We start from the raw sequence: 12,507 nt of genomic DNA on the forward strand, positions 1-12,507 counted from the left end.
TAATATATAAAGATGTTTTTTAGATGAATTTTTGTTCATATATTCAGAGTATCGACTCTAAATATGAAAAAAAGTTCATATAATTCTTGCAAAAAAGAATTAAATGAATTATAATTCATGTGTGGAAATAAAAAATTATGTTGAGGTAACAACTATGGCAAAAGATGATAATAAACAAAAATTAATAAAGGCTACAGACGCTCTCTTAAAGGATAGAAGCATAACTTCTATTACAACAAAAGAGATTACAAAGGCTGCAGGAGTTTCTGTGGGAGTTTTTTATAATTATTTTAGTAGTAAGGAAGATGTCTTTAAAGAATTAATCAAGACATTTTTCAACTATTCTTTAAAGCAAATGGAAGTCTTACGAAAAGAAGTTACAGGAAAAAATATTCGTTCAGAAATTAAATTCAAAGAATTTCTAATTAATGGAATAGATAATAATTGGGAAAATCGTTTTTTAAATAGTGATATTCTGTTACTTTCAAGAAAAGATGAAGAGTTTCAAGAATTAATGATGTATTTTAATCAAAAAATGGTTTCCATTGTTGTAGAGATACTTACAGTTATTAATCCAGAACTACAAGAAAATCCACCTTTTCTAGAAGCAAAAATGATTATGAATTTAATTCAAAATTCCTACCCTAGCTTTTCAAAATTTGGTAGTGAGGACGAAAAAGAGAAGTATATAGAAAAATTAGTAAATATTATTTTTAGTATTAGTTTCAATGAGTAAGAATTAGTTCTGATAATTTTAAAATAGATGGTTTAGAAATTCAAACTGAATTGATAAGAAAACAAGGTATGTTTAATATTAAATGGGAATTTGTGAAAATTGATGGATGCTTACAAGCCGTAATCGAATATCGAAATGAATTGTTCACTGAATCAGAAATAATGTATTTAAAGAAATATTTCCTTGAAACAATCAAAGGAATTATTAAAGAATGAGGGAAGAAATAATGGAAAATCTTTTAGAAGTCAAAAAACTATCAAAAACGTATAAAAACGGAAGAAAAGCATTAGATAATTTAAATTTTAATGTTACAAAAGGTGAGATTCTTGGTTTCCTAGGACCAAATGGTGCGGGAAAAAGCACGACAATAAATATTTTATCTACCTTATTGCAATCTGATGAAGGCGAAATAATATATTTTAATAATGAAAATTTGTCCATCAAGGATGTAAAGAAACAACTCGGAATTGTTCCCCAAGAATTAGCGATTTATGAAGATATCTCAGCCTCACAGAATGTCAAATTCTTTGCTTCTTTATATGGAGTTAAAAAAAGTGAAATCAATGAAAAAGTTGAAAATGCATTAAAAAAAGTAGGACTTGAAGATAGAAAAGATGATAAACCGTCAACTTTTTCTGGTGGTATGAAAAGACGTTTGAATATTGCATGTGCAATAGCACATAGCCCTAAATTGATTATTTTTGATGAACCAACAGTGGGTATTGATCCACAATCTAGGAATCATATTCTAGATTCAATTAAGAATTTAAGGGATGAGGGAGCTACTATCATTTACACAACTCATTATATGGAAGAAGTACAACAAATTTGTGACCGTGTCATTATCATGGATGGAGGGGTAGTACTTTTGAATGATTCTCTTGATGATATTTTAGAACACTATAGTAATTCTAATTATCAAGTTAGAGTAGATCAGCAGTTCTCTCCAGCAGTGTTAGATGAAATTCGTGAATTAACAAGTGTTGAAGAGGTGAACCAAAAAGATGAATTTGAAATAATCTTTAGTATGGGTGAGGAGTCCATGCCGATTAATGTTGTACTGGAGGTTTTAATCAAGTTCAATCTAAATATTACTAGTATTACAATGGTCAAGAAAAATTTAGAAGATGTTTTCTTGCTACTAACTGGGAAAAAATTAAGAGATTAATAGTGGGGTCTGTAATGTTAACAATAATGAAACAAGATACGATGAATCTTTTAAAGAATAAACCAATCATGATGTATCTACTAATTTATCCGGTTGTCCTGATATTAGTAACAGGGTTTGTATTTGGTTCGATTTTTAGTGACGATATTTTAACATCATATGATTATTATGGCGTTACGATGATGATTTATTTATCAATGGCAACTGTCATTATATTACCTGAATTATTATTTGGAAGTAATGTGAAGTATGCAAATTACAGGATTGTATACTCGCCGATCCCACGTTACAAGATTTATTTATCCAAATTAATCGTTTCTATTTCTATTTCGTATTTTATCCTAGCAATTTATATGCTTATTTTTAATAGTATAGGGCTTGTAAACTATGGTAAAACTAATATCGCCTATAGTTTATTACTTGATTTAGCTTTGGTAACCTTTTCTATCACATTTGGAGGTGCTTTCTGTGTGTTACTAAAAAGCGAAGATATTGCAACAAAAATTTTAAATTTAGCTATTAATGTTTTAGCAATTCTATCTGGTTTATTCTTTCCGATGTATATATTTGGGAAAAAAGTTGCTAATTTGTCTACCTTATCTCCAATTTCAAAAGTGATGTCAACATTTTTTTGTATAATTTACGATAAAAATTATAGTTCTTATTTTAATACATTAGGAATTTTGTTACTATGTTCAGTACTATTTTTAATTATCATTCACTTTAAATATCGGCCTGAAAATTTTGGAGAGTAAAATGAAATTTATAATCTTAAGAAATAACTTGCAACGTTTTTTGAAAGAAAAATCATATATTTTTATATCTTTTTTACTAGTTTTTGTAACTATTGCAGCAACATCATTTGTTGTGACAATGAAAAGTCAAAAAGTAAAAATCGGTGTAACAAAAAATGCAATTGAACTATTGGAGATGAGCAATAATAACATTTCTGTCAAAGAAGTAGAAAGGGATGAGGATTATTATGTTAATTTAATAATAGGTAAGTACGATGCATATATTAATAAAGAGGATGGAAAATATAAAGTAACTACAGTAAGAAATTCAACTTTAGGTAAGAAATTAAGTCAGTATTTAAATAAAGGAAAATCTTTAACTGCTCCTACTTCTAGCGGTCATAATCATTATAAAATTATTATTACTGTTATGGCTATGAGTTCTATGATACTATCATTAATACTGTATAGATTCTATTTTGATGATAGAAATGGTCTAGATAAACGAATCTATCTAAGCGGAGTATCAAACTTTTCTTATGTTCTACAGCAGGTAATGTTTAATTTTTTAATTTTATCTATTACGAATTTATTAAGCAGCTTAATTTTATTCCCATTGTTTGATCTTGATATATCGTGGAACTTAGTACTATATATCCTCCTAATTGAGGTATTTTCAGCAAACTTTGGAATGGTTTTATCCACCTGGACTAAAAAAAATCAAGGGGCGCTATTAATAGGAACAATGGTATCTGTTCTGACTATGCTTCTTTCGGGTGCATTATTCTCTGTAAAAAAAGGTTCTATACAAGATAAGATACATTATATTTTTCCTCAGTATTATATTTCAAATTTAGGAAAAAATATTGATGGCAACTCAACTAATTTGACTCAATCGATTACAGTCATTGTAGGATATACACTTTTGTTTTTCCTGATTGCAAATTACTTACAAAATCAAAAAGTAGGTGAATGATACATTTTAAATTGATAGTTCTCCCTTTTATCTGACTTTCGAGGAATAAACTAAATTCAATTTCTAGACTCAAATATCAAGAATCGCTTACCTGACAATATGCCCCCTCCTAATGTGAGTCTAACTACATCATCTTGTAAGTTATCTGAGACATTTGCCTCTATTCAAATAGGCTCCCTAAGCTTAGTGATGGTTTTACCCACCACTGTCTTAGAGAGCCTATTTTTCTTGCATTTCACTTTATAAAACGAGTACTAATAATCGGTCTTCTTTATTTATGACTTCAGGTATGACAAGCTGGACAGAGATAAGATCGCACTAGGTTTCTTTCTCCGCTTTCCTTTTTTAATCGTTGGCATTTTATAACGAATGGTTCAGCTTTAATTCTATCAGGAAAACGAGCCTTGCCAGAATAACTCTCTTAAGCCGTTCTTTTTTAAAAGCCTTCAAAGATTTCTGACGACGACTTCTTGTCATTTCGCTTCCCATCTCAAATCGACCTAAACAATCAATTTAGTTCTTAAAGCTATGAATTGGGGCTGGAATTTGTCCGCCACGTTTGATAAAATCAGCAGACGAAGCCTGATTGACCTTCATGACAGGGGCTGTTCCCAGAAGCCCACCGAATTCAATCATGTCCCCTTCTTTTCCAAGTGGAATAATACGGACCGCAGTAGTTTTCTGGTTGATAACTCCAATCGCTGCCTCATCCGCAATCATAGCCGCGATCGTTTCAGCAGGCGTTGTTTCTGGAATGGCAATCATGTCCAAACCAACTGAACAGATAGCCGTCATGGCTTCCAATTTTTCAAGGTTGAGCGAGCCATTTTGCACCGCCGCAATCATGCCCTCGTCCTCAGATACAGGGATAAAGGCACCTGACAAGCCACCGACTTGGTTGCAGGCCATGACCCCACCCTTTTTGACTGCGTCATTGAGCAAAGCTAGGGCAGCAGTCGTTCCGTGCGTACCTACGGTTTCTAAACCCATTTCCTCCAAAACCCGTGCCACTGAGTCGCCAACGGCTGGCGTTGGAGCAAGGGACAGGTCCACAATACCAAACTTGACACCCAGGCGTTCGCTGGCCATATTGCCGACCAACTGACCGATACGGGTAATCTTGAAGGCCGTCTTTTTGACGGTTTCTGCCACCACATCAAAACTCTCGCCACGCACTTTTTCAAGGGCACGCTTGACCACACCAGGCCCAGACACGCCGACGTTGATGACCACATCCGCCTCGCCGACACCATGGAAGGCACCCGCCATGAAAGGATTGTCCTCAACCGCATTAGCAAAGACCACCAGCTTGGCCGCCCCCATATCAGAAGCCTCCGCCGTCTCCTTGATGATCCGCCCCATGTCCCGCACAGCCGTCATGTTGATGCCCGTCTTGGTCGATCCGATGTTGACTGACGAGCAGACTTTTGTCGTTTGGGCCAATGCCTGCGGTATAGAGTTGATGAGGATTTCATCCCCTTTCTGGTAGCCCTTTTGAACCAGAGCTGAAAAGCCTCCGATAAAATCGATGCCGATCTCATGAGCCGCCTTGTCCAAGGCATGAGCCAAGGGAAGATAATCCGTGGCATCCGTCGCCGCACCAATCAAAGCAATAGGCGTTACCGACACCCGTTTGTTGACAATGGGAATTCCTAGCTCCGCCGCAATCTCATCACCGACCGCTACCAAGTTCTTAGCCTTGGTCACGATTTTAGTGTAAACTTTCTCCGCAGCCTTATCAATGTCCGAGTCGATACAGTCCAAGAGGGAAATCCCCATGGTAATGGTCCGAATATCGAAGTGCTGCTCCTCGATCATCTCAATGGTTTCTCTAACCTGTCTAATATCCATGACCGTTCTCCTTACAAGTTGTGCATAGCATCAAAAATCGCCGCACTTTGAATGTTGATTTTCACGTTCAAACTTTGACCAAAGGCATCCAATTCTGCACGAAGTTGCGTGAAATCTTTCTTCTCATCTGATGACACCACCGCCATCATGGTAAAATACTCATCCAAAACTGTCTGAGAAATATCATCAATATTCAAACCCAATTCCGCAATCTTAGTCGCAACACCCGCAACAATTCCTGACTTGTCCTTACCGACAACTGTAACAATAGCTTTCATCTGAACACCTCTTCTAAATTTTCATTTATTTTATCATAAATATGCAGAAAAAGGTAGAAATCATCTAGTTTCTACTTCTAACATACGTGTTTATAGTCCTTGTTGCTTCTTGTAATCAGTCACAGTCATGCCTGTCCATTTTTTGAAGGCACGGCTGAAGGCATTGACCTCGCTGTAGCCAATCAGATTGGAAATCTCCTCTGCTGGTAATTTCATCTTGAGATAGGAGAAGGTCATGGCCTTTTGGACGGCTTGCAGTTCCTGTTTGAAGCTGGTATTTTGAGCATAACCAAGTTCTTCGCCGTACGTACGCATATTTTCTTGGATAGCTGCCAAGATTTCCAAACGTTCTGCGATTGAAACCTGTGTCCAAGCTTGTGGGTCTAAGTGGTTAAATGCTTCTTGAGCTGTTAGTGTCATAATGATTTCCTCATTCCTTAATTTGTTTTACAAGAATGATTATAGACCTCTGACAGAAAAAGATGAATGACATTTAGCGACTTGTGTTTACCAATTTACGCCAAAGATAAAAACTCCCCAATCCGAAGATGAGAGAGTCCGATCTACTAGTATGGCACTGGAATGACAACCAATACAATAAATTGATTTGATTTAACACTGATATTTAGATGTCCTTTCAATTTCGTAACCCTATCATAAATGCTTTTTATTCCTATACCTTGTCTATCTGGCGATTTGATAGATTTCATACCATCATAATGAATAGCCACATTAGTTTTTTTGATAGAATTAGCTATTTTAAAAACCAATTTGTTATGCTTAAAGCGTAATACTATGTCAATTGGGGTCTTTAAGCCGTTACGTTCAATTTCTTCTATAGCATTATCAAGAATATTCCCAAGAATGGCACACAAATCAATAGCAATAGTACTTAAATCTAAATTATATGGAACTTGTAAATCTAAATTATATAGGATATCATCTTTTTTCATCTTAGATATTTTTTGATTTAATATTGCATCAATGGGGATACATCCTGTAATTTTACGATTAAATACTTCCTGTCCCAATATCTCTTGAGTTATTGTTTGGATGTTCTCACAATCATTATTAGCAGCATAAAAATCAATTGAAGAAATAATATTTTTCAAATCGTGTCTAAGAATGGCTAACTCATTTTCTTGCTTTATAATCTCACTCGTCATGTTATTTTCATCAGAAGCTATTTTGTTTTTGATAATATTGTAGTTTTTTTCACTCAAGTAATTATAAAGCACAATTATAACAATATTAATTAACCACAAATAGCTGTCAAATAAGAGAACTTTACCAAGAGATAACGGTATTTTATGTAATAGCAAGACAATCGAAATAAAAGGAGTGACCGAAAGAATACCATATTCTATTTTGTTCAAACCTATTAAATTGTCTACTTTGAATCGTCTCAATCCTAATACAAATAGCAGAGTCAGCACCATCAGGAAAAATTGAACAAAGAAGATAGCAAATGTTTTAGTTTGTGGTGCATGGTTAAATAGTAAAACAACAATATCTTCTTGAATCAATAACCAAAAAATCAGAAATAAGAAATGAAATATTTTTTTCACTATATCTCCAGATAAAAAGAAGAAGAGAATCAAAAAAGTGAAGAACAGGGAAAAAATTTTCAAATCAATAAAGGTATTCTGATTCACAATTATTGACGTCCTGCCAATAAAATAGATGAATACAATAAAGCAATAGAATCTCAGCTTAGAAATTCTGATAACAAAAAAATGCTGTAAATAGATCCAAATTATAAAGCTTTGAAATAAAAAAAGAGAGAGGAGACCAGTCGTTTTAAATAAACCAATCATAATCCAAAACTCCTCTCAATAAATTGATTATAGGCTGTAACTACCGCTTTCTTTCGACTTCTACTGATAGCAATACAATCGCCATTTACCATTGTTACTTCATTTCTATTAAAAGATGCAACATAGTCTAGATTAATTATTGTACCGCTATTAACTCTAACGAAATGTGTTTGAGGCACCCCTTCTTCAATTGCCGATATCTTCCCATAAAACGACACATTACTACCATCAACTAATTCAAGATGAATTTTTCTACCAAATTCAGAGTACAGGCATACAATATTATCTAAAATCACTTGAAAATGTTCCTTACCTACTTGATAGAATAGGAATTTCTGTTTAGCAGTCAATTCTACAAGAACATCCTTAAGAACAGCTCTCAGTTTCTCAATAGATACAGGTTTTATTAGATAACGAAACGGAGAGACTTCAAAACTCTCTAAAGCATACTGTTCATAACTTGTAACGTAAATTAAGATAAAATTCCGATCAATATCCCTCAATAGTTTTGCAGTCTCAATCCCATCAATTCCTTCCATTTCAATATCCAAAAACACCAAGTGATAACTATCCTTCTGAGTCCTCATCGCTTTCACCAGACGCTCCCCTTTATAATAACCATCAATCTCATATTGAATGTGGCTCTCATCAAAATACGTTGAAATTTGAGTCTCCAAATGACTAACCTGTAAGCTATCATCATCACAAATTGCTATTCTATACATCTATTTCTATAAATTCCTTTTTGGAATATTATATCACTCACAATGCTTTCTTTTCAAATCCTTTCATGGTAGCAATCAATAATAATATACACATCAAAAAATAACTTAACAAATGAGCTATAGACAAACTAATTGTAAATTGATAATTAGGTACAACAAAAAAATATCCAGGAATAAATTTAGAAATAACAGTAACATACGACAACAGTTGACATAAAAAATAGACACCTAAACTTATAAATGCAGCTACTATCGCTGAAACATGTAGTGATAAATAAAAAGCAACGCTAGCAAGCAAGATAATAAAACCTAAATTTACCAAACTAATGACTATTGACTGTACATTCGTAGCATGTAATTCCAAAAAATTCTCATAGCCATATTCACTTCTAGATACAAAACAAATATAAGTGGCTAGTGATGATAAGCAGTTCAGTACATACAAAAATAAGATTGATAAGATGACAACTATATATTTAGAAATAATCAATGTTTTCTTACTAGATACTCGGTTTACTTCTAGTAAAATTTGCCCACCTTGGATTTCTCCTCCTAAAATAAAGGAAGAAGTATACAAAATTAACAATAAGGGAATGGTTAAGATTAGTAAGAACGTCCACATCGTCGTGATAAAGGTAACTAAATCTAATTTAGCACCGATTTTCACAAAATCCCAATGTAAGAAAACACCCAATCCGTAAACTAAGGACCATAAGGATAACACTGCTAATACGATAAAATTTTTCCGTTTCAGTAATTTATAGAGTTCTGCTAAAATAATAGATTTCATAATTTTACCCCCTAAACAATGCCTCGATAGAATCTTTTATTGTGATATCTTTGATTTCACCGTTATACTTGTAAATAAGTTTTAAAATTGAATTTAGCGTTGATACATCCTGCGGTAGAATTATCTGATTTTCTTTTATATCGACTAAAACTTTCAAACATTCCTCTAGCTCTGGCACTACATGATCCAAGGTTATAATTATTTTATTTTCTCCCAGTTTAGAATACGTTTCAACACGCTTTTCATTTATAAATAAGAAATAATCACAAATTTCTTCAATTTCGTGTAACTGATGTGATGAGATTAAAATTGTAACACCCTTTTCTTGACGTAGCTTTACAATATAATCTAGAAGAATCCTAACTCCTGCGGGATCCAAACCAACAAATGGTTCATCTAAAATCAAAAATTCAGGATCATCCAACAATGATAAAGCCAAACCCAATCTCTGTTTCATACCAAATGAATAAGATTTTACTGGTTTTTTACTATTATCTAAACCAACAAATTTTAACAACCCATCAATTCGGTCATCTAAATCTTTTTCACTGAATGTTGAAGAATACATAGAGAATAATTTCAAATTATCATATGCAGAAAAATCTTCAAATAACTTACAATCTAAAAGAAAACCTATTTTATTTAAAACCGTTCTCTTAGTATGATAATTCGAATCACCTTCAAATTGAATATCACCTTCAGTTCGTGATGTGAGACCCAATATCATCTTCATTAGAGTAGTCTTCCCACATCCATTTTTTCCAATCAAGCCAACTATATCTCCTGATTGGATGTCAAAATTGATATTAGTTAACACTTCTTGTGAACCAAACGATTTACTTAAATTACACGCTCGTAGTATTGTACTCATGAATATTACCTCCACTAGTTTCAGTATGCACTAAATAATTATCGAACTAAATCTTTTCAAAAGAGATTCATCTAAATTATAAGAAATCATTAAGATATTTTTCTAAATCCAAAAATTTATAAGCTATTACTTTTGATGATTGTTCATCTAAAGTAAACTCAGCTTTATCAAGTTGATGTTTTTAGTATAGCCCAAATAAGCAAAACAAAAGCTCTTTTGTACTAATTTGTATGTTTACTTGTAGTATCTGGTAATTCATTCTTTTACTCACATTATTGATTATTTGATTGGGGATTCTCCCCAATCAAATCAAAAAACTCGCTTTCGCGAGTTTGATTGTTTATTTTACCAATTGCGACCGACGGGCATAGGCTTTCCAGTCAATCCCACGCGCTTCGCACCAGTTTTGTACATTTGGAGCCAAGACCAAATCTTTCTGACGGAGGTCAGAAATGTTCTTAGCACCCAGCATGGTCATGATTTCAGCCATCTGCCATTGATAAGTCTTAATAGCCTGCAAGCCATCGTCAAAACGATGCCCCTTACCATCCTTGACATACTGAAGGAAATGATTGGACATACCAACAAGGTCTGCACCGAGGGCCAATGATTTGACAATATCTAGTGGCGTCTTAATACCACCAGATGCAATCAAACTTGGGCGAACTTCTTCAGGGACAGACATGGCTTCCACCAAGGATGTCACAGTTGACTGCCCCCAACCTTCTAAATAGGCATAATCATTGAAGGTCCGACGGGCATTTTCAATCTTGGCGAAATCCGTCCCCCCAGTCCCAGACACATCAATGGTCTTGACACCGACAGAAGCCAGCTGGACAACTGTTTCTCGGCTCATACCAAAACCAACTTCCTTGACGATAACCGGTACTTCCATCTCCCGCACCAAGGTTTCAATATTCTTCAACCACATGGTAAAGTCACGGTCTCCCTCAGGCATGACAATCTCCTGAGGTGCATTGACATGGATTTGGATGGCATTGGCCTCCAACAAATCCACCGCCCGTTTGGCGTTCTCAACACTGTGGTGGGCACCTAGATTGGCAAAAATAATACCATAAGGATTTTCCCGACGCATAACGGAGAAGCTTTCCGCAACAGACGAATCCTTGATCGCCGCACTAACCGAACCTGAAGCCAGAGCAATCTTCCCAAAATGCCCCATAATTCCCAACAGACGATTGATTTCCCGCGTCTTCTTGCTTCCACCGGTCATGGCATTGATGAAGAAAGGAAAGGCAAAGTCCAAACCAGCTACGCTGGTCGAAATATCCACTTCATCCACCCTGGTCTGAGGTAGGGAATGATGGACAAACAAGGTCTTCGTAAAGTCCTTAGCCGGTGTGGCACTGTATTGCTGGTTGGCCAAGCCAACGTGTTGATCCTTGCGGTCTAAACCAAATTCTCCTAGATAAAACATAGGGTTCTCCTTATTCTCTACTTGTGATCTTTAGTTGGAGTGGAAGAATGCCGGCTTGTTGCCAAGCCTTCTCAATCGCTACTTTTTGTTCCTTACTGTCTACCAAGCAAATGCCGCAGTCACCACCGCCTGCACCAGATGATTTGGCCACCGCTCCATAAGTCTGGGCCAGGTCACAGAGTCGGCTCAGTCGAGGCGTTTCAATGACCAAGCCCATTCCTCTCGCAAAGTCTCGTAAGAGCTTGCGGTTCTGAGAAATGGCCTGTCTTACTGACGCTGAGTCATTTGTCTGGCAAGCTAATATCATCTGCTCTACACAGGTCTTGGAGTCGGCTAGAAACTGGCTATGAATGTGCTCTTTTTCTGCCTGACTTTTTTGGCTTTCCATCTGGGAAACCAATCGGTCTGTCGAAGCCGCCGACCCTGTCCAGCCAACCAAGAGTTCTAAGCCTTCTGGTAGCTGGATAGGGCTGATGGACAAACCCTGCCAATCACTTTCCACCAAATCAAGCAGAGACAGCTCTGCCATTTTCCCTAAAAGCCAAGAACGGTCCAGGGAATGATAGGCGATCAAGCCACCAAAACTGGAAGCCGCCAAGTCACCGAAGGAACCCGTCATGCCTAGCTTGGTCTGGGCCAGGGCTGCCAGCTTATAGGTCAGCATGGCATCTGGTCGGTGACCATAGTAGGTCAGCATGGCATCTGGTCGGTGACCATAGTAGGTCAGCAGGGCCTTGACCGTCGCAACCGTCACTGCCCCTGACGACCCCAAGCCATACTTGGCACCTGAAGTCTGGTCATCCAGATCAGATTGGACCGCTAGGCTGTAGGTTGCTTGACAAGACTGACCTTTGGCCGTCAAATATTCCTCTGTCACCTGCATGGCGGTTTCAATCAGAGCATAGGGATGGTCCCCTTGGACATGAACGATACCTTCCTGACGTTCCCAGGTCAGATAGAGGTCTGCTTGCTGGCTGGAGTGAAGAAGGCCTCGGTCACTTGGTTCAATGGTGACAGTCAGGTATTGGTCAAGAGCCGCAATCACTGCGGGATAGCCTGCCTCGACGACTGCGTATTCCCCTGCTAGAAAGAGTTTTCCAGGTATCTTTACTTGTACTTTCAT

The 12,507-nt window shown here is 36.2% G+C and carries 13 protein-coding genes; 4 read left to right on the forward strand and 9 right to left on the reverse strand.

Annotated elements, in window-relative coordinates:
* The first annotated feature begins 103 nt into the window (after positions 1-103).
* The 4 genes from ODU55_RS04935 (at position 104) to ODU55_RS04950 (ending at position 3,614) form a co-directional block, all read left to right on the forward strand.
* On the forward strand, positions 104-736 hold the full coding sequence (locus ODU55_RS04935) for a TetR/AcrR family transcriptional regulator (RefSeq protein WP_398582079.1): 633 nt from the start codon (positions 104-106) through the stop codon (positions 734-736).
* Positions 737-962: 226 nt separating this feature from the next.
* Entirely contained in the window at positions 963-1,904 is a 942-nt protein-coding gene (locus tag ODU55_RS04940; RefSeq protein ID WP_099810337.1) for an ABC transporter ATP-binding protein, read from the forward strand.
* A 14-nt stretch (positions 1,905-1,918) separates the two neighbouring features.
* Entirely contained in the window at positions 1,919-2,659 is a 741-nt protein-coding gene (locus tag ODU55_RS04945) for an ABC transporter permease (protein ID WP_039670305.1), read from the forward strand.
* 1 nt (position 2,660) lies between these two features.
* On the forward strand, positions 2,661-3,614 hold the full coding sequence (locus ODU55_RS04950) for an ABC transporter permease (RefSeq protein ID WP_398582080.1): 954 nt from the start codon (positions 2,661-2,663) through the stop codon (positions 3,612-3,614).
* Positions 3,615-4,127: 513 nt separating this feature from the next.
* On the opposite strand, the gene ODU55_RS04955 is transcribed toward ODU55_RS04950, so the two are convergent.
* From ODU55_RS04955 to ODU55_RS04995, 9 genes are all read right to left on the reverse strand, one after another.
* Positions 4,128-5,465 carry a PFL family protein gene (locus tag ODU55_RS04955; RefSeq protein ID WP_398582081.1) on the reverse strand — a complete coding sequence of 446 codons (1,338 nt, stop codon included), beginning with the start codon at positions 5,463-5,465 and terminating at the stop codon, positions 4,128-4,130.
* Positions 5,466-5,476: 11 nt separating this feature from the next.
* Complete coding sequence (locus ODU55_RS04960) at positions 5,477-5,743, reverse strand: ACT domain-containing protein (protein WP_053867453.1); 267 nt, start codon at positions 5,741-5,743, stop codon at positions 5,477-5,479.
* A 90-nt stretch (positions 5,744-5,833) separates the two neighbouring features.
* Positions 5,834-6,163 (reverse strand): helix-turn-helix domain-containing protein, encoded by a 330-nt coding sequence (locus ODU55_RS04965; RefSeq protein WP_398582082.1) that lies wholly within the window; start codon positions 6,161-6,163, stop codon positions 5,834-5,836.
* A 146-nt stretch (positions 6,164-6,309) separates the two neighbouring features.
* Entirely contained in the window at positions 6,310-7,398 is a 1,089-nt protein-coding gene (locus ODU55_RS04970) for a GHKL domain-containing protein (protein WP_398582083.1), read from the reverse strand.
* A 158-nt stretch (positions 7,399-7,556) separates the two neighbouring features.
* Complete coding sequence (locus ODU55_RS04975) at positions 7,557-8,285, reverse strand: LytR/AlgR family response regulator transcription factor (protein WP_398582084.1); 729 nt, start codon at positions 8,283-8,285, stop codon at positions 7,557-7,559.
* 37 nt (positions 8,286-8,322) lie between these two features.
* A complete protein-coding gene (locus ODU55_RS04980) occupies positions 8,323-9,075 on the reverse strand; it encodes a hypothetical protein (RefSeq protein ID WP_398582085.1) in 753 nt (250 codons plus the stop codon).
* Positions 9,076-9,079: 4 nt separating this feature from the next.
* On the reverse strand, positions 9,080-9,946 hold the full coding sequence (locus tag ODU55_RS04985; RefSeq protein WP_398582086.1) for an ABC transporter ATP-binding protein: 867 nt from the start codon (positions 9,944-9,946) through the stop codon (positions 9,080-9,082).
* A gap of 340 nt (positions 9,947-10,286) precedes the next feature.
* The gene (gene fni / locus ODU55_RS04990) at positions 10,287-11,384 is read right to left on the reverse strand and encodes a type 2 isopentenyl-diphosphate Delta-isomerase (RefSeq protein WP_398582087.1); all 1,098 of its coding nucleotides are present in this window, start codon (positions 11,382-11,384) and stop codon (positions 10,287-10,289) included.
* A gap of 10 nt (positions 11,385-11,394) precedes the next feature.
* Positions 11,395-12,507, reverse strand: coding sequence for a phosphomevalonate kinase (locus ODU55_RS04995; protein ID WP_398582088.1), 1,113 nt, complete (start codon positions 12,505-12,507; stop codon positions 11,395-11,397).

It is taken from the genome of Streptococcus sp. 2022WUSS037 (genome assembly GCF_044427225.1).
GTDB lineage: Bacteria > Bacillota > Bacilli > Lactobacillales > Streptococcaceae > Streptococcus.

Bases quoted from the DNA above. Each gene is read 5' to 3' on its own strand.
- ODU55_RS04955 (WP_398582081.1), bottom strand. From the start codon at position 5,465: ATGGATATTAGACAGGTTAGAGAAACCATTGAGATGATCGAGGAGCAG.
- ODU55_RS04940 (WP_099810337.1), top strand. From the start codon at position 963: ATGGAAAATCTTTTAGAAGTCAAAAAACTATCAAAAACGTATAAAAAC.
- fni (WP_398582087.1), bottom strand. From the start codon at position 11,384: ATGTTTTATCTAGGAGAATTTGGTTTAGACCGCAAGGATCAACACGTT.
- ODU55_RS04985 (WP_398582086.1), bottom strand. From the start codon at position 9,946: ATGAGTACAATACTACGAGCGTGTAATTTAAGTAAATCGTTTGGTTCA.
- ODU55_RS04960 (WP_053867453.1), bottom strand. From the start codon at position 5,743: ATGAAAGCTATTGTTACAGTTGTCGGTAAGGACAAGTCAGGAATTGTT.
- ODU55_RS04945 (WP_039670305.1), top strand. From the start codon at position 1,919: ATGTTAACAATAATGAAACAAGATACGATGAATCTTTTAAAGAATAAA.
- ODU55_RS04950 (WP_398582080.1), top strand. From the start codon at position 2,661: ATGAAATTTATAATCTTAAGAAATAACTTGCAACGTTTTTTGAAAGAA.
- ODU55_RS04975 (WP_398582084.1), bottom strand. From the start codon at position 8,285: ATGTATAGAATAGCAATTTGTGATGATGATAGCTTACAGGTTAGTCAT.
- ODU55_RS04935 (WP_398582079.1), top strand. From the start codon at position 104: ATGAATTATAATTCATGTGTGGAAATAAAAAATTATGTTGAGGTAACA.
- ODU55_RS04965 (WP_398582082.1), bottom strand. From the start codon at position 6,163: ATGACACTAACAGCTCAAGAAGCATTTAACCACTTAGACCCACAAGCT.
- ODU55_RS04980 (WP_398582085.1), bottom strand. From the start codon at position 9,075: ATGAAATCTATTATTTTAGCAGAACTCTATAAATTACTGAAACGGAAA.
- ODU55_RS04995 (WP_398582088.1), bottom strand. From the start codon at position 12,507: ATGAAAGTACAAGTAAAGATACCTGGAAAACTCTTTCTAGCAGGGGAA.